18 protein-coding genes are annotated in these 17,309 nt (G+C 57.7%); 13 read left to right on the top strand and 5 right to left on the bottom strand.

The window, feature by feature from the left end; translation table 11 throughout:
* The first annotated feature begins 25 nt into the window (after window positions 1–25).
* From murJ to AC0V6N_RS00270, 5 genes are all read left to right on the top strand, one after another.
* Entirely contained in the window at window positions 26–1,663 is a 1,638-nt protein-coding gene (gene murJ / locus AC0V6N_RS00290) for a murein biosynthesis integral membrane protein MurJ (protein ID WP_486169596.1), read from the top strand.
* 6 nt (window positions 1,664–1,669) lie between these two features.
* Window positions 1,670–2,686 carry a tryptophan--tRNA ligase gene (gene trpS / locus AC0V6N_RS00285; protein ID WP_486169595.1) on the top strand — a complete coding sequence of 339 codons (1,017 nt, stop codon included), beginning with the start codon at window positions 1,670–1,672 and terminating at the stop codon, window positions 2,684–2,686.
* Between the two features lie 231 nt (window positions 2,687–2,917).
* A complete protein-coding gene (locus AC0V6N_RS00280; protein WP_486169594.1) occupies window positions 2,918–3,601 on the top strand; it encodes a DUF4136 domain-containing protein in 684 nt (227 codons plus the stop codon).
* A 129-nt stretch (window positions 3,602–3,730) separates the two neighbouring features.
* Window positions 3,731–4,651: an energy transducer TonB gene (locus AC0V6N_RS00275; RefSeq protein ID WP_486169593.1), complete on the top strand. Its 921-nt coding sequence runs from the start codon at window positions 3,731–3,733 to the stop codon at window positions 4,649–4,651.
* 58 nt (window positions 4,652–4,709) lie between these two features.
* The gene (locus AC0V6N_RS00270) at window positions 4,710–5,252 is read left to right on the top strand and encodes a hypothetical protein (RefSeq protein WP_486169592.1); all 543 of its coding nucleotides are present in this window, start codon (window positions 4,710–4,712) and stop codon (window positions 5,250–5,252) included.
* On the opposite strand, the gene dut is transcribed toward AC0V6N_RS00270, so the two are convergent.
* Together dut and AC0V6N_RS00260 are read right to left on the bottom strand one after the other, a co-directional pair.
* Complete coding sequence (gene dut, locus AC0V6N_RS00265; RefSeq protein ID WP_486169591.1) at window positions 5,249–5,701, bottom strand: dUTP diphosphatase; 453 nt, start codon at window positions 5,699–5,701, stop codon at window positions 5,249–5,251. The genes AC0V6N_RS00270 and dut overlap by 4 nt on opposite strands.
* Window positions 5,698–7,419, bottom strand: coding sequence for a bifunctional phosphopantothenoylcysteine decarboxylase/phosphopantothenate synthase (locus tag AC0V6N_RS00260; RefSeq protein ID WP_486169590.1), 1,722 nt, complete (start codon window positions 7,417–7,419; stop codon window positions 5,698–5,700). Before AC0V6N_RS00260 ends, dut begins: the two co-directional genes overlap by 4 nt.
* A 224-nt stretch (window positions 7,420–7,643) precedes the next feature.
* On the opposite strand from AC0V6N_RS00260, the gene AC0V6N_RS00255 reads away from it, so the two are divergent.
* Complete coding sequence (locus AC0V6N_RS00255; protein ID WP_486169589.1) at window positions 7,644–8,027, top strand: hypothetical protein; 384 nt, start codon at window positions 7,644–7,646, stop codon at window positions 8,025–8,027.
* Here AC0V6N_RS00255 and ubiB read toward each other — a convergent pair.
* Together ubiB and AC0V6N_RS00245 are read right to left on the bottom strand one after the other, a co-directional pair.
* The gene (ubiB, locus tag AC0V6N_RS00250) at window positions 8,024–9,583 is read right to left on the bottom strand and encodes a 2-polyprenylphenol 6-hydroxylase (protein WP_486169588.1); all 1,560 of its coding nucleotides are present in this window, start codon (window positions 9,581–9,583) and stop codon (window positions 8,024–8,026) included. The genes AC0V6N_RS00255 and ubiB overlap by 4 nt on opposite strands.
* 4 nt (window positions 9,584–9,587) lie before the next feature.
* On the bottom strand, window positions 9,588–10,343 hold the full coding sequence (locus AC0V6N_RS00245) for a class I SAM-dependent methyltransferase (protein ID WP_486169587.1): 756 nt from the start codon (window positions 10,341–10,343) through the stop codon (window positions 9,588–9,590).
* Between the two features lie 56 nt (window positions 10,344–10,399).
* Here AC0V6N_RS00245 and mutM point away from each other — a divergent pair, with 56 nt between their 5' ends.
* From mutM to yaaA, 6 genes are all read left to right on the top strand, one after another.
* Window positions 10,400–11,215 carry a bifunctional DNA-formamidopyrimidine glycosylase/DNA-(apurinic or apyrimidinic site) lyase gene (gene mutM, locus AC0V6N_RS00240; protein ID WP_486169586.1) on the top strand — a complete coding sequence of 272 codons (816 nt, stop codon included), beginning with the start codon at window positions 10,400–10,402 and terminating at the stop codon, window positions 11,213–11,215.
* A 161-nt stretch (window positions 11,216–11,376) separates the two neighbouring features.
* Window positions 11,377–11,637, top strand: coding sequence for a 30S ribosomal protein S20 (rpsT, locus tag AC0V6N_RS00235; RefSeq protein WP_486169585.1), 261 nt, complete (start codon window positions 11,377–11,379; stop codon window positions 11,635–11,637).
* Between the two features lie 462 nt (window positions 11,638–12,099).
* A complete protein-coding gene (gene dnaA, locus AC0V6N_RS00230) occupies window positions 12,100–13,560 on the top strand; it encodes a chromosomal replication initiator protein DnaA (RefSeq protein ID WP_486169584.1) in 1,461 nt (486 codons plus the stop codon).
* A 142-nt stretch (window positions 13,561–13,702) separates the two neighbouring features.
* Window positions 13,703–14,479 (top strand): HesA/MoeB/ThiF family protein, encoded by a 777-nt coding sequence (locus tag AC0V6N_RS00225; protein ID WP_486169583.1) that lies wholly within the window; start codon window positions 13,703–13,705, stop codon window positions 14,477–14,479.
* 4 nt (window positions 14,480–14,483) lie between these two features.
* Window positions 14,484–14,882 carry a YidH family protein gene (locus tag AC0V6N_RS00220; protein WP_486169582.1) on the top strand — a complete coding sequence of 133 codons (399 nt, stop codon included), beginning with the start codon at window positions 14,484–14,486 and terminating at the stop codon, window positions 14,880–14,882.
* A 109-nt stretch (window positions 14,883–14,991) separates the two neighbouring features.
* A complete protein-coding gene (gene yaaA, locus AC0V6N_RS00215) occupies window positions 14,992–15,780 on the top strand; it encodes a peroxide stress protein YaaA (protein WP_486169581.1) in 789 nt (262 codons plus the stop codon).
* Between the two features lie 18 nt (window positions 15,781–15,798).
* Here the strand turns inward: yaaA and AC0V6N_RS00210 are convergent, their stop codons facing one another.
* Entirely contained in the window at window positions 15,799–16,500 is a 702-nt protein-coding gene (locus AC0V6N_RS00210) for an NAD-dependent deacylase (protein ID WP_486172396.1), read from the bottom strand.
* A 34-nt stretch (window positions 16,501–16,534) separates the two neighbouring features.
* On the opposite strand from AC0V6N_RS00210, the gene dapB reads away from it, so the two are divergent.
* Window positions 16,535–17,275 (top strand): 4-hydroxy-tetrahydrodipicolinate reductase, encoded by a 741-nt coding sequence (gene dapB, locus AC0V6N_RS00205; protein WP_486169580.1) that lies wholly within the window; start codon window positions 16,535–16,537, stop codon window positions 17,273–17,275.
* Window positions 17,276–17,309: the final 34 nt, after the last annotated feature.

Raw genomic sequence — 17,309 nt, 5'->3', positions numbered from 1 at the left:
CGGTTTGTGATGCGGGCCTGACGCAATGAGCCTGCTCAAAAACGTTGGCACTATCGGCTCACTAACGATGCTGAGCCGGATCGCCGGAATGGCGCGCGAGATGATTTTCGCGCGCGTCCTCGGCGCAAATGCTGTGACCGATGCCTGGTTTCAGGCCTTCATCATTCCCAACGTGTTCCGCAGGCTATTCGCTGAGGGTGCGTTTTCAGCAGCCTTTGTGCCGATGTTCTCCAAGCGATTGCACGGCGAAGGCGGAATAGAAGAAGCGCGAAGCTTCAGCGCCGATGTTCTAAGTGTTTTCCTGCCGGTCTTGATCGCGCTTGTGGCGGTGTTCGAGCTCGCGATGCCGGGCGTGATCTGGCTGCTTTCCGAAAAGCCGGTTGATGCTGAGACCTATCCGCTCGCGGTGGATTTCGCACGGATCATGTTTCCTTACATCATCCTTGTTAGCCTCGTGACTTTGTTCACGGGGATGCTGAACTCCGTGTCGCGGTTTGCTCCGGGAGCAAGCTTTCCGATCATCCTCAATCTGGTGCTGATCACAGCGCTGCTGACAGGCGAATGGTTTGCGAACACCACTGGCGCGAGCGTCACGCAGATCGCTTACGGCATTGCATGGGCGGTGACGGGCGCAGGAGTCATGCAGTTGGCGTGGCTCTATTACTGGGTACGTGTCGAAGGCTTCCGGCCCAAACTGCTCTGGCCGCGCATCACGCCGGAGGTGAAGCGCCTTTCGATCATCGCACTTCCGGCTGCGATTGGTGGCGGGGCCTATCAGATCAACACGCTGCTGCAGCTGTTCTTCCTCAATCAGCTAGAGGATGGTTCGGTGAGCTATATGAATTATGCCGACCGGCTGAACCAATTGCCGTTGGGCATTATAGGAATTGCGCTCGCCACGGCGATCCTTCCCAATCTCTCCAAATTTATCGGCGGAGAGGATGAGACGCGCGCATCCAGCCTGCAATCCGACGCGATTGAGCTTTCAATGTTGCTCACGATTCCTGCGGCTGTGGCTCTTGCAATTTGCGCTGAGCCGTTTGTGATCATGATCTTCCAAGGCGGGCGCTTCGATCTCGCTGACGCGGCGGTGACGGGTCAGGTGCTCGCGGCACTTGTCATTGGCCTGCCCGCATACGTGCTTGTCAAAGTGCTGGTGCCCAATTTCTACGCCCGAGCAGACACGCGCACACCGGTGATCGCGGCGTTTATCTCGCTGGGCGTGTTCGTCACGGCCTGTGTGCTCAATATCGGCATGTCTTCGAGTGGATCACTCGATCTCTGGCTGTTTGAACTGCCACTTCCAACATTCGAGCTGGTCGGGCTGGGATACGGCGTGCCCGGCATCGCCTATGCGAGCGTTATCGGCGCATGGATCAATGTCGTGTTCTTGCTGATCGTGCTGGCAGTGAGGGGTTACTACCGAATGCCCTTCGTGCTGCTGCTGCGGATCGCGCGCCAAGTGCTCGCCGCAGCCGCAATGGGCGCAGCCTTGTTCTACGCGCGCGACCTGCTAACCGACTGGTTTTCCGCTGGCCTCTTCGCCCGTCTCGGCGCCCTGCTCGTGCTAGTCGGCGCTGCTGCCATCGTCTATTTCGGCCTTGCCTTCGCGCTTCGAGCAATCGACAAAAGCCGCATCCAAGCCCTCACAAAGAAAGTATAAGCTACCATGCGTGTCGTCTCTGGCATCCAGCCTACCGGAAACCTGCATCTCGGGAATTATCTCGGCGCGATCCGCAATTGGGTGGCGATGCAGGATGCGATGGAGGATGGGTCTGAGTGCCTGTTCTTCCTTGCTGACCTTCATGCCATTTCGCTGCCGCATGATCCGGCTGCTTTGCATGCCGGCACGTTGGAGATGACAGCGGCCTTGGTTGCCTGCGGGATTGATCCCGAACGCTCCATCCTGTTCAACCAAGCGCAAATCCCCGCCCATGCAGAGCTGCAATGGTTGCTGTCAGGCACCGCGCGGATGGGCTGGCTCAACCGTATGACGCAGTGGAAGGATAAGGCGGGCAAGAACCGCGAAGGCCAATCGGTCGCACTGTTCACCTATCCCGCTCTGCAAGCCGCTGACGTGCTCCTTTATCAAGCCACCCACGTTCCTGTGGGCGAGGATCAGAAACAGCATCTCGAGCTGGCGCGCGACATTGCGCAAAAGTTCAACAATGATTTCGCAACAGAAGACGCGCCCATTTTCACGCTGCCCGAACCTATCGTTCCGCCGCAAGCTGCACGGATCATGTCCCTGCGCGATGGCTCAGCCAAAATGAGCAAATCTGACGCATCTGAGATGAGCCGGATCAATCTGGTCGATGATGCCGATACGATCATGAAGAAGGTCAAAAAGGCGAAGACCGATCCAGAGCCTTTGCCATCCGAAAAAGCGGGTCTGGAAGATCGCCCCGAAGCATTGAACCTCGTCACGATCTACTCGGCTCTCACCGGTAAAGCCATTGAAAGCGTGCTCAGCGAACATGGTGGGCAGGGCTTTGGCGCGTTCAAACCAGTTTTGGGAGAAGCGCTGGTCGAAACCCTCGCCCCCATCAACGCCCGCTTTATCGAGCTGAAACAAGACCGCGAGGCATTGGATGCCATCCTCGCACGCGGCGCGGCTCAGGCCCGTGAACGCGGCCTCCCGACGCTAGACGCAGCGTACAAAGCGCTGGGTCTGGTGCGCAGTTGAGCCAATCAACCAATCCGCGTTCAAACACGGTTCAGCCCAGAGGGCGCATGACAGACTTGCAGCGATAGGTCGCATGTATGGGTCACCGGTATGGCAATGCGCCTGAACCGGCTAATGTTGCCAAAGGTGGATATTTGGCGCGCTGCTAGGGGTAGATACGACCGATGGCTGATGGACTGTGTGAGCGTGCAAATTTTGCATGCAAACTGGCGATTTTGAGAAGGATATGCCATGACCCCCTCTAAGATGACCAAACGATCACCATCATTAGGCCGCTTTGCCCGGCTTGGTCTTGTAACCGCAATCGCTGCTGGCCTGACCGCTTGCGCGCCCAGCTTTAAGGCCGACGTGTCGCGCTTTCAGGCGCAACTGCCTGCTCCGCAAGGACAAAGTTTCGCTGTGGTCGCAGATGACCCCGCACTTGCAGGTGGTCTAGAATTCGCGCTTTACGCCGATCTGGTCGCCGCCGAGATGGCCGAATTGGGCTATGTCGAGGCTGATACGCCCGAATTGGCAAACCTCTTGGTGCGGTTTGATTACGGTGTGGACAATGGGCGTGAACGTGTGCGCAGCACCGGCATTGCCCGTGACCCATTCTTCAGCCCCTTTGGTCGATTTGGCGGATTTGGCTATCGCCGCGCCTATGCGTTTGGGTTCTACGATCCTTTCCTCGCCGGCCCAGAAGTGCGCAGCTACACCGTCTATGTCAGCGATATTGATCTGAAGATCGACAACACCGCCACCGGTGAGCGCCTATTCGAAGGCCAAGCGCAGGCCGCATCACGGTCCAACCGTTTGCAAAAACTGGTGCCGAACCTTGTCGATGCAATCTTTACCGACTTCCCGGGCAGCAATGGGGAAACCCTGCGCATCACGATCCGCGAAGACGGCAAAAGCGTGCGCGCCGTCGACTAGACCGCGCGCGCCATACACCACTTTACCCTTGGATGGGACGGAAGGGGCGGCGCAAGGGATCAGCGCCGCCCTTTTTGGTTTCACGAGACTTGAATTGCGCTCGCAAGGATCGCATTGGACATCAGCAAGATGATGAAATTTCCCTCAATCTTTAAAACTAGCATTGCGACTTTCTTGGGCACCCTATCGCTGCTGCCCGCCGGCGCGTCTGCGCAAGGCGTCGCTGGCGAAAGTGTTTATGTAGATCTGGGCCGCTGGACGATTTTGGAGCGGGGATCGCCGCGCAATTGCGTGCTGCGCAGCGCACCACAGAACGGCGCAAGCATTGCCTACTTCCAATCCGGCCGAGCGCCTGCTGTTCTCAATGTTCAGGCCGCGCGCGCATCGGTTTTTGTCGGCGATATCGTGATCGCTTTTGATGAAGCAGAATTTCCCGCGCGACTGGTTGGGCAAGCGACGTATGCGCCGCTCAGCAATTCGTCCGCCATAGAAACCGCATTCCGCCAGGCTCGCGTGATGAGCGTTCGGCACGGCGATATCACGGTCGCGCAAGCCTCTTTGCAAACCAGCTCGGCGGGCTTTCGCTTGCTCAAACAATGCGCCGAACAAGGCCGCATCGGTATGGCAAACGCACCTGCCCCGCGTGCCGCCGCTCCCCCTCCACGAAATACGGCTCCATCGGCGCCTGCACCAAATCCATCCATTGCAACGCGCAGCACGAGCGAGCGCGCCAGTGCGCCTTCACCCCAGCCCTCACTCGCACGCAATCCGCAGCCTACCAACCGAGCGCGCTGGGTACGCCAGAACGACTATAACCGTTTCAATCCGGGGACATGGAACGGAGGCGTGCTTGAGTTCACGCTGGTGGTGGATGCACGCGGGCGGCCCGGTGACTGCATCGTCAATGCCTCAAGCGGCTCGCGCGATTTCGACGCTCTCACCTGCCGCAACTTGCAACGCCGCGCCCGGTTTGACCCGGCAAGGGACGCCCGCGGCGTGGCCTCGGCGGGGCGCTACACTGGCTCGATTGCCTATGAGGCGGCGGAGTAACTGACGCTTTTCGCCCGATTTCAGGCATATTCATCTAGTGTGATTTATCGCTGCAAAGATGCGGTTCTTCATGTTGCCTCTGAGCCTGTTAGCGCTTGCCATGCCAAGTGTGGCGGAAGCCTGCCGAGGACCGGCACCTTTGTCGGAGCTTATCGACCATTGGCATTCGGAGGAGCGATTTTCATCGCTTTTGGTGGTCGAAGTAAGCGAGACGACAGGTCGGGCGCTTCCAAATCAACTGTTCTCTGGAGAAGCAAAAAGGGGGCGCGTGGTCGCAACCTTGATGGGTCAGGCTGAGTATTCAGAGTTCAACTTCGATACTAATCTCATAACGGTGGGCTGTGGTTGGCGAAACAATATCCAAACCAGACAAGGCGAGTTGCTCGCAGTTTATATTTATGAATTGCCAAACGAGCCTAGGCCGCAGCATATGGTCATACCGCTGACGAGGGCGATTGAGCTCGATCCTAGAGCAGAAAAGAGAGCCTCGCAGCTTGGCATAGAAGGGAACACCTCAGTCATAGATGAGATGGTCCGTGGTCACCGTCGTATTCAGCCGCGCTATGAGGCAGTGCCAACGCCAGATTTGTCAAATCGCTAAAGCTTAGCGTGCCCGCCGGTTGAGCCGAAACCGGCTGCGCCTCGCTCGGTTGCGTCCAGTTCTTCGACCTCTTGCCAAGCGGCTTGCACTACGGGAGCAAGCACCAGCTGCGCCACTCTATCACCGCGCGCAATCACGAAATCCTCTGCGCCGTGATTGATCAGGATCACTTTCAATTCCCCGCGGTAATCGCTGTCGATTGTGCCGGGGGTGTTGGGCACAGTGATGCCGTGTTTGAGCGCGAGGCCTGAGCGCGGGCGGACCTGAATTTCGTATCCGTGCGGGATGGCAAGCGCGAGACCGGTTGCCACAGGATAGCGAGCACCCGGCGCCAGCGTCACGTCTTCGGCGCTCACCACATCCATGCCCGCTGCGCCATCGGTGGCATAGGCAGGCAGGTTCAAGCCCTCGCCATGGGGCAGGCGTTTGACCTCAACAGGAATGCTCACTTCTCGATCTCCGCAAGTGCGGTCGCAACCCGCTCCATCAACGCCATTGCAACGGCAGCCTTGGGCATTTCATCGAGGCTTTCGACTCCATCCGCGCTGACAATATGCACGCGGTTGTCATCGCCGCCCATCACATCGCCGGACACATCATTGGCGACGATCCAGTCGCACGCTTTGCGCTTGCGTTTCTTCTTGGCGTTATCGAGCACATCGTCGGTTTCCGCAGCGAACCCGACCACCAGATCAGGGCGCTTGGCCCCGCCTGCAACATTGGTGAGGATGTCGGGGTTCTCGGTCAGCATCAAGGCTGGCGGCGCAGAGCCGCGTTTCTTGATCTTCTCTTCGCGATATTCCTTGGGCCGCCAATCCGCGACCGCTGCGACCATGACGGCGGCATCAGCTGGCAGAGCGCGTTTGACCGCGCTCGACATTTCTTCCGCGCTTTCGACATCGATGCGCTTCACGCCCGCCGGTGTTTTCAGCGCCACTGGGCCAGCGACCAACGTTACCTCTGCCCCCATCGCGGCGGCAGCAGCGGCAATAGCAAAGCCTTGTTTCCCGCTCGAACGATTGGCGATGTACCGCACCGGATCGATCGATTCCCAAGTGGGACCTGCGGTGATGAGGACATGTCTGCCTTCGAGCGATTGCTCTACGTCACCAGCATCAATCCCGGTGATCTCAGCCTCATCCGCTTCGATAACATCGACCTTGGCAGGCGCAGCCGCTTTGGCAGCCGCTTTCTTAGCAGCGGGCGCTTCAGCTTCCTCGCCATCATCATCGTTCGCCTGCTTGTGAAGGTCAGCCTCTTCGTCTTGCGGAGCCTGCCGCCGCTCATCCACTTCGTGATTGATCGCATCGGGATCAATCGGAGGCGCGGCTTTACCTGCACCTTTTGATGCCAAGGGGGATCCTTCGAGGTCAGGATTGAACTCGATATCCTCTTCTTCGATCAGCTCAGCGGCTTCGGCATCTTCTGGCAGCTCACCTTCGAGCTCTGCATCAATTTCCTCAGCGCTGCGTTTCTCGGTCGAACGCGGAATGATCTTGGAAAGAAGGCCACCAAGGCCGCCAATCGCGCTCCCGTCATCAGCGCCGTCATCTTCGGGTTCGAGCGCTTCGACTGCCGCGTCATTGGCTGGAGCAGGAGCGGGCGCTGGTTCTTCAACTTCGATCCCGAAGTGTCCAGCAATCGCAGCCCAGATCGCGCTCGGTTCTGGCAGGCGGCCATAGCCAAATTCACCGCAGGCCATCGCGCCCTCATCGGGGTGCAGGACCGTGACACCGGCTTCGTTCAACGTCTCAACATTGCGCTGAGTGCTGGCGTGCTCCCACATTTTTACATTCATTGCGGGCACCGCCATGACCGGCTTGTTGGTCGCAAGGATCAGAGTGGTCGCGAGATCATCGGCGATCCCCGCTGCCATTTTCGCCATCAGATCAGCCGTTGCCGGGCACACAACCACAAGGTCGGCCTCACGCGACAATTCGATATGGCCCATCTCGACCTCATTCTTGAGATCGAATAGCGAGGTGTACACTTGGTTTTCGCTGAGCGCAGCCAGTGACATCGGGGTCACAAATTGCTGCCCGCCTTTAGTCACGACGCAGGTGACATCACCGCCTCCTTTTCGGATCAGGCGCACCAACTCGCATGATTTGTAGGCGGCAATTCCCCCACCCACGACCAAAAGCACCTTTGGTCCGCTTGCGCTCATTCCCACTACACTCCGACTTTGCGCTTCAAGATATGCGACCTTATCGAAAGCCGTCCTAGCGACCTGCTTCGGTTGCGCCAAGCCCAGCGTTTCAGCTGTAAGTGGATGGTTTCAAAACGCTAAGGCACCGCGCTAGCTTCAGCTAATCCCCAACCATCGCAGTTTTGCCCTTGAGCGAGGCGCCTTTCCCTCTCAATAAAGCCGGCTGAGAGAGGGGATCGACAATGATTATTGCATTGCGCGCAGTGCTCGTTTTGGGCGGGCTATTGCTGGTCTACATGGGGTTCGGATTCTTGACCGACCCGGTCAGCGCCGCCGCCGATTTTGGCATCGCGGTCGAAGGGGCGCATGGCCTCACATCAATCCGCGCAGACCTGACATCGTTTTTTGCCGTCAGCGGCGGCTGTTTTATCTGGGGTGCTTTGGCGCGGCGCGGCGATCCGCTGGTGATCGGCGCTGCCCTGATGCTGGTGGTGCTGGTGGTGAGATTAGTGGCCCTTGCCCAATATGGCAGTTTTGAAGGCTATATCCCGCCAATGGTCGTGGAACTGGTGCTTGGACTAGCGGGCCTGATTGGCGCGCGGATCTTGCCTGAGAAAAGCGCCTAGATAAGACCTGCCGCACCTGCTCCCAGCACGGCGCCTGCACCGATAAGACCTGCGACTATATAGCCAAGCCAGCCGCCACCGCCGCCTTCACGCTTGTCAGTGAGCAGTTTTACCTCGGGCAAAGGTGGCTGTTCTGGCGCGCCGCCTTTGGGTGGAAAACGGTCCTCGATACGGCGAACCAGATCGGGAATGCGCAGTAAGGTCTGCGTGTCTTCCTTGATCCGCTCCGCCACAGCCGCCTCTGGTCCCAATTCATCCCGGATCCAGCTGCGCACATAGGGGGCGGCGGTGTCCCACATATTGATTTCAGGATTTAGCTGCGTCGCGATCCCCTCAACCATCACCATCGTCTTTTGCAACAGCAGCAGATGCGGTTGGGTCTGCATGTCAAAATCGCGGGTAATGGCAAACAACCCGTCTAGCATCTGCCCAACGCTGAGCTCTTTCACAGGCTTGCCACGCATCGGTTCACCCACAGCGCGCAGAGCGGTCGCAAACTCACCGACTGAATGATAGCTTGGAACATATTGCGCTTCGAAGTGAATTTCAGCCACGCGTTTGTAATTGCCTGTGGTCAGGCCGTAGAGAATTTCAGCCAACCATTGCCGAGCGCGCCGATCAATCCGGCCCATAATACCAAAGTCGATCGCGACGATCGTGCCGTCATCTTCTACGAACAGGTTCCCCTGATGCATATCGGCATGGAAGAACCCGGCGCTGATTGCCTGCGTCAGGAAACTGATCACGAGCCGATCTGAAATCGCATCCAGATCGTGGCCGCGTGCAATCAATTCATCGCGGCGGGAGATTTTGACGCCTTCGACCCACTCAATCGTCATCACCCGGCCATTGGTGCGATCCCAATCAATTTCGGGAATGCGATAGCCATCGACCCCCGACATTTCCTCGGCAAGTTCGCTGGCAGAGGCAGCTTCGCGCCTCAGGTCGAGTTCGGAATTGGACCATCGTTTGAAATTCGCGATGGTCATGCGGGGGCGCAATCGCGTGGCCTCCCCGCCCATCGCCTCTACGTGAGCTGCAGCCCATTCATAGGTCTGGATATCACGCGCAAATTTCTCGCGGATACCAGGGCGCAGCACTTTGACAGCAACTGTGCGCCCATCAGTGGTGATGGCTTTGTGAACCTGAGCGATGGAAGCAGCGCCGACGGGCTCTGGATCAACCTCAGAAAAGAGCGCGTCTAAAGGCTGGTCGAAACTTGCCTCAATCGACGCCTTGATCTTGTCAAAACTGACCGGCGGCAGATTGTCTTGCAGTTCCAGCAGATTGTTCGCCGCTTCCTCGCCCACCAGATCGGGGCGGGTGGCGAGCGACTGCCCAAGCTTGATTGCCGCCGGACCAATCGCACGGAAGGCGCCCGCATAATCGCGTTTGCCACCCTTGCTCGTAAATGTCGCCAACCGGGCAACTTGAGCAAGACGGCGAACCGGCGGCGGCGCATTGGGATCTTCCTCAATGCCGACCAGAGCGCGTCGACGCGCCAATGTAACGCCCCACCGGGCAAGGCGGAAAAGGTGAGTAACTGGGGTCGTCACTGACTTATATCTTCCACCCGGAATGGATGTTTACCGCGCCGCCAAGGATCGTTTCGACCTTGGTGTTCACAAAGCCAGCGGCTCGGATCATGCTTTCAAACTCAGCGGGTTTTGGAAAGCGGCGGATCGATTCGACGAGATAGCGATAACTGTCCGCATCACCTGCAATCACCTGACCCATGCGCGGCATGATCTGGTTTGAATACAGTTCATAGACTTCGCGAAAGCCCGCCCATTCGGTGGTCGAAAACTCCATGCAATAGAACCGGCCTCCAGGACGCAGCACGCGGTGGGCTTCGGCCAATGCCTTATCTTTGAAGGTCACATTGCGAATGCCAAAGACGATTGTGTAGGCGTCAAAGGAATTGCTGGCGAAGTCGACATCCTCTGCGTTTTGGCAGGTAAAGACGAGGCTACCGGTGTCTTCATCCTCAGCGCGCTCCATCGCGCGTTCAGCACCGACATCGAGCATTTCCTGATTGATATCGGCGACGGTCACATCAGCGCCTCGATCCGCCATGCGAAATGCGATGTCGCCAGTGCCGCCCGCCATGTCGAGGATCTTCTCGCCGGGCTGCGGCTTCACACGCTTGACGAATTTGTCCTTCCACCCGCGATGCATGCCCATCGACAGGGCGTCATTCATAATGTCGTACTTCTTAGCGACATTGGAAAAGACCTCTCCCACACGGGCGGTCTTCTCTTCAGGTGTCACATCTTCATAGCCAAAGGAGACTGTGTTTTCGCTGCTATTGCTCATGGGAAAGCGCCCTAGAGGGAATTGCCCCGCGCGCCTAGAGTGTTAGAGCGCAAGACATGCCAGAATTGCCAGAAGTTGAGACAACGGTCCGAGGACTTGCTCGGTTCCTCGATGGAAAACGGATTGAGCGGGTGACCCTCAATCGCCCCAATCTGCGCCGCCCTTTCCCGCCCGAATTGGTGCAGGTGATGACGGGGGCGAAAGTCACGGGACTATCGCGCAGGGCGAAGTATGGGCTGATCCATCTCGACCGCGAACAGAGCATGATTTTTCACCTTGGTATGAGCGGGCGCTGGCGGATCGATCCTGAAGAGCCGGACAAGCACGATCATCTGGTGATGGAAACTGCCGAACATAGCTTTGCTCTGTGTGATCCACGCCGATTTGGATCTGTTGATTTGGAGCTGACTGAAACACTCGACCAATGGCCTCAATTTGCCTCGCTCGGTCCAGAGCCCTTGGGGCCGGGGCTATCGGCTGCTCACCTTAAGGCCACGCTCAAAGGCAAGACGCAATCGATAAAGCTGTGCCTGCTCGACCAACGGATCGTCGCAGGACTTGGCAATATATATGTATGCGAGGCTTTGTGGCGCGCCGGCATTCACCCCAAAAAGGCAGGGGGTAAAGTGACGCGGCCACAGCTGGAACGGTTGGTCCCGGCGATTGTCGATGTGCTGGAGACCTCGATCGAAGACGGAGGCTCTAGCCTACGTGACTATGCAGCGCCCGACGGGGAACTGGGATATTTTGCGACGCGCTTTGATGTCTATGGCCGCACGGGCGAGGCATGCCGCCGCGATGATGGCGGCGTCATTCGCCGCATTGCACAAGGTGGTCGCAGCACATGGTACTGTGCCAGGTGTCAGAAGTAGTATGGTTAGGCAGGTCATCGTCACTCTAAACAATCATTGACGATTCGCCCCTACCGACCTATGTGGCGCGCTTTCCGGTGGTGAATCACCGATTTTCGAACAGACCAAGTTTATCCGGTCGCTAACCTGCGGCCAGCACAGAACGCGAGACAGACAGACCTATGGCCAACACGCCACAAGCCCGCAAACGTATCCGCCGCAATGATCGCCGCGCCGAAATCAATGGCGCGCGCATGAGCCGCATCCGCAGCCACGTCAAAAAGGTCGAGGCAGCATGTGAAGCAGGCGATAAGGATGGCGCTGCTGCTGCCCTTAAGGCCGCTCAGCCAGAACTGGCACGCGGTGTCGCACGCGGCGTGATGCACAAAAATACAGTCGCTCGGAAGATGTCGCGCCTCACCAAACGAGTCGCAGCGCTCTGATTCGGGCGATCTCGCGGCGAATCGCGAGGTCATTTCTTGCCAATCGGTAAGGAATTAACCCTAAGCAACTTGGATAAGGGCTTGGCCGTATGGCCGGGCCCTTTTCTTTTGCCGCTCGCTGCACTGCGGTAACAAATTGTAAACCTCAGGAAACTCCACGATTCGCGCGCCGAAAAAGACGAGTTTTCATTAAAAACAATGACTTAAACGCACGCCTGCGGGGTTGCGCCGAGTCAACACAAATATTTAAGATTTATTGCAATTCCTCGCTTGCGCTGAGAGCCAAACACTCGTTTAGTCCTCTCACAGCCGGGGCGGGACAGCCCGGATGTCTAACAGTCGAATCGATAGTGGTCGCCCACAGAGAAGTGATTCTGGGGCATGGACGGCCTTCGCCTATCGAAATCAGAACACGGCCCTTCGGAATGATGATTCCGGGGACAGGGGAGTAGTGGGGAAGCAATGGTGCACAAAGGCAATAAGGCGCGGACAACGCGCCGCGGTGCGGACGAAGATTTGATGGAAGACGCAGAAGCAGTAAATCTTGCCGCCGATTGGGCTGACATCAGCCAAGGCTTGAGGAAAGATCTCGGACATCAATTGCACAGCCAATGGATCAAACCGATCCAGGTTGGCGGCATTAACAAGGAAACGGGCACGCTTGACCTTTTCCTTCCGACCGAGTTTTCCGCCAATTGGGTGAAGGACCGCTTTCATGAGCGTCTTCAGCTTGCTTGGAAGATTGTGCGCGGTGACGTGCGCAATGTGAACATTCAGGTTCACCCTGGCCGTCGGCAACTTCCCGAACTGCGCCTTGATGATGGCCGTCGCCCAGCCAATGACGGTGCGAGCGCGATTGCCGTTGCCGCTGGCACGATCGGCGATGCCGGCTTCACTTCGAGTGTCGGTCTGGACCCATCGCTCACATTCGCAGCCTTTGTTACAGGCGAAGCCAATGTGTTGGCCTGCAATGCAGCGCAGCGCATGGCGGCGACCGAGCAACCGCAATTCTCACCGCTATATCTGAAGGCTGCCACCGGTCAGGGCAAAACCCACCTGTTGCACGCAATCGGTCATGGCTTCCTGCAAGCCCATCCGCGTGCACGCATTTTCTACTGTTCAGCTGAACGCTTCATGGTCGAATTCGTCCAAGCGCTTAAAGCTAACCAGATGATCGAGTTCAAGGCGCGCCTGCGCTCCTTCGATCTCCTGCTGGTGGACGACATCCAGTTCATCATCGGTAAGGCATCCGCTCAGGAAGAACTGCTTTACACGATTGATGCGCTGCTGGCTGAAGGTAAGCGTTTGGTGTTTGCCGCCGACCGCGCCCCGCAGGCATTGGACGGCGTTGAACCGCGCCTGCTCTCACGCCTGTCGATGGGTTTGGTGGCTGACATTCAGGCCGCTGATATTGAACTGCGCAAGAATATCCTCGAATCGAAACTGTCGCGCTTTGCGCCGCTTTCGGTGCCAGAAGATGTGATCGACTTCCTCGCTCGCACGATCACGCGCAATGTGCGTGAGTTGGTGGGCGGCCTCAACAAACTGATCGCTTATGCGCAGTTGACTGGACAGGAAGTGTCGTTGCAACTCGCTGAGGAACAGCTGACCGATATTCTGTCAGCCAATCGTCGCCGGATCACGATTGATGAGATTCAGCGCACGGTTTGTCAGTTCTACCGGATTGACCGCAGCGAAATGTCATCCAAGCGCCGCGCTCGCGCGGTCGTGCGTCCGCGTCAGGTCGCGATGTATCTGTCAAAAGTGCTCACGCCGCGCTCTTATCCAGAGATTGGACGCAAATTTGGCGGACGCGACCATTCCACGGTTATCCACGCCGTGCGCCTGATCGAAGATCTGCGCACCCGTGACGCGGATATGGACGGCGATGTTCGCAGTCTTTTGCGCCAGCTTGAGAGCTAATTCGCACTCAAATTAGACAGGCTGTGCTCTGCTTTGCCCACGGGCGGCGTGCACAGCCTTTCCAACCGTTACCCACGCACAATCGACAGGGCTATGCACAGCCCTGTCGACAGGTCGTGCGCAGGGTGTAAACAGCTTTTCCATGAGCTCATCAACAGCCCTATCCCCTGCCCGGTTAGACCGCTTTGCACGCCATATTGTGCTACCCGAAATCGGCGGCGCAGGTCAGGTTGCGTTGGCGGGAAAGCATGTTGCCGTCATTGGGCTTGGCGGGATTGGTTCGCCTGCGCTGCAATATCTGGCGGCAAGTGGGATCGGGCGCTTCACATTGGTTGATGACGATGTGGTCGATGCAAGCAACCTCCAGCGCCAGACCATCTTCACAAACCGCGATATTGGCCACGGTAAAGCAACAAGCGCCCGGCGATGGCTCGCCAATTTCGACGATGCGCTCGACGTAGAGATTTCTGACACCCGCATCACGAGCGAGAATGTCGGTGACTTGATTGCTGGCGTCGATCTGGTGCTGGATGGCACAGACAATTTCGCCACCCGCCTCGCCGTATCGGATGCCTGCGTCGCGGAACGCACCCCGCTTTTGTCCGCCGCTGTGGGACGCTTTCAGGGTCAGGTTGGCGCATTCGCTGGCCATTTGGCGGGCACACCCTGCTATCGCTGCTTTGTCGGCGATGCCTTCGACGCCGAAGACTGCGACACTTGCGCAGAGGACGGCATGCTCGGCGCGATGGCAGGCTGGACGGGAAGCTTCGCAGCTATGCAGGCGGTGCGCGTCTTGCTCGCAGGGGTCAGCCGCTATGGTGATCCGGGCTGGGGCAAACTGCATATTCTGGACGGGATGAAGCCGGGTATGCGAACGCTAAAAATCGCAAAGGACCCGGAATGCAAAGGGTGCGGATAAGCATATGAGCGACAACAAATCATCAAATGACCTCGCTGAAGATCGCACAGATCTGGCCGAGGATCGGACCGACTGGGCAGAGGATCGTACCCTCATGGCCAACGAGCGAACTTTTGCTGGCTGGATGCGCACAGGACTTGCCGCTGTGGGTATTGGCCTTGGTTTCAACGCTCTTTTCGGGGAATTGGAGCCCGCCTATTTGGCCAGGACCATCGCAACCGTCTTCATCCTGATTGGAATATTCATCTTCTATGCTGCGCAGCGCAACGGATGCGCGGTCCAGACCAGACTGTCCGCACATAAAGCAGAGCCGCTTAAGACCATGAATATGCAGTTGATCGCATCCTTCATGGGACTGGGTAGCGCAGCCCTTGCCGTCGGCATCTGGATTATGGACGGATAGAGCGGCAACATGCATCTGCAGGGAACCCAAGCCCGATCCATTGATAGTGAATATTAGGCTCTCGCATTGGTGGCTGACGCAGGCCCACAACTGACCGGAATAGCAATTTATGATCACCCTCCTATCCCCTGCCAAAAAGCTGAACTTTGATGCGCCTGAGGCCACGCTTGACGTGACGCGGCCACGGCTGGACACAGACACGCGCGAAATTGCTCAAGTGGCCAAGCAGCAATCAGCAGGTGATCTGAAACGTCTGATGCATATCTCTGACAATCTGGCTGAGTTGAATGCAGAGCGTTTCAAGACGTTTGATCTTGAAGGTCGCAGCAATTCGGCAAAGCCAGCGGGGCTAACCTTTGATGGCGATGTCTACTGGGGGCTTGAGGCTAAGAGCTTGGGCGAGGACACGCTTGCCTATGCACAGGATCATTTGCGCATTCTGTCCGGCCTTTATGGCGTGCTTCGCCCCATGGACGCAATCCAGCCTTACCGTTTGGAAATGGGCACGAAGATGGCGAACCCGCGCGGCAAATCGCTCTATGATTTTTGGGGTAGCCGGATCGGTGAGAAACTGAGCGAAGACCTCTCAGGCCATGCAGACCAGACAATCGTGAATTTGGCCTCCAATGAGTATTTCAAAGCGGTCGACACGGCAGTACTTCCCGGCAAAGTCATCGAGGCAAGCTTCCTCAATGTGAAAGACGGCGAAGCGCGGCGGCTGATGTATCATGTGAAATTCGCGCGCGGATTGATGGCGCGCTGGATCATGGAAAACCGCATCGAGAACGCCGACGATCTACGCGGATTTAATGCCGATGGGTACACGCTGGATCAGAGCGCTTCGAATGAGACCGAACTTGTATTCACCCGGCCTCAGCCTCCGGTCAAGAAGAAGTAATCCCGCCTTCCAAGAGGCTTACTTCGACAAAATCTCATCCACCCATTCCGGCACCAGCTTGCCCGCTTTGCCGTGGCGCGATTCTGAGAAGAAGTGGCTGCCTTCGCTGGGGTCGAGGTTTAGCTCCAGCGTTGCAGCCCCCTGCCCTCGCGCCTCTTGGACAAAGCCTGCTGCGGGATAGACCGCGCCGCTTGTCCCGATGCTAACGAACAGATCGCAAACCTCCAGCGCTGCATAAATCCGCTCCATCTGATACGGCATCTCACCAAACCACACGACATCAGGTCGCAAGCTTGGCGCTTGGCAGACCGGGCATGAGGGGCGCTCTAACATCGGCTTATCCCAAGGGGAACGCACGCCGCACGAATTGCACAGCGCGGATTTAAGCTCACCATGCATATGCAGTACAGCGGAAGAACCACCGCGTTCGTGCAAATCGTCGACATTTTGCGTGACCAGCAACAGCTCGCCAGCAAATTCCCGCTCCAATCGCGCCAATGCTTGATGCGCTGCATTGGGCTGAACAGACGCCAAAGCCGCACGCCGCATATCGTAGAAACCCAAGACCAGTTCGGGGTCGCGCGCAAAGCCTTCTGGCGTGGCGACATCCTCTACCTTGTGCTGCTCCCACAGGCCGCCTGCGGATCGAAAAGTGTCGATCCCGCTTTCTGCTGAAATGCCTGCGCCTGTTAGGATGACGATGCGTTCAATCTCTGCCATGGATGCATCAAACACAGCATTAAGCAGGGTATCAATGGCTAAACTCGGCATTATCGGCAGCAAGGGCCGGATGGGGCAAGCGATCGCGGCGGCGATTGAGGAGAGCGGAGACGCGCTCGCTGGAGGTATCGATCAAGGAGACAATGCGGGAAATCTTGCGGCGGCTTGCGATGCGCTGATCGATTTCTCCTCTCCTAATGCGCTCGCCTCGAATCTTAAGGCGGCAGAGGAAGCTGGCGTCCCTATCTTGGTCGGCACAACCGGCCTTGAAGCTGACCATCATACCCTGATCGACCAAACTGCGCGCAACGTGCCCGTGCTGCAAACCGGAAACACTTCGCTGGGCGTCACGCTGCTGAGCGCTCTGGTCCGGCAGGCCGCGGCAAAGCTGGGCCCAGATTGGGATATCGAGGTGCTGGAAATGCACCACCGCATGAAAGTCGACGCGCCGTCGGGCACAGCGAAATTGCTAGGCGAAGCGGCAGCTGAGGGTCGCGGGATAGACCTCGCCGCACACCGCGATGCGGTTCGCGATGGGCACACTGGCGCGCGCAAACAGGGCGACATAGGCTTTGCAACCTTGCGCGGCGGCACAGTTGCAGGCGATCATTCGGTGATATTCGCTGGCTCTGAGGAGCGCCTTACCTTGTCGCATTCGGCGGAAAATCGCATGATTTTTGCGCGCGGCGCTGTTCGTGGAGCGGCATGGTTGATTGGTCGAGAGGCAGGGCGCTACGCAATGGAAGATGTGCTTGAGCTTACCGATAAACAATAAGATACTGACAACACGAAGTCCGGGTGAGGGAAGA

It is taken from the genome of Erythrobacter sp. S57(2025) (genome assembly GCF_057365055.1).
Note: the sequence above shows the minus strand (reverse complement) of the source record. Positions and strands in the feature narration are given on the sequence as shown.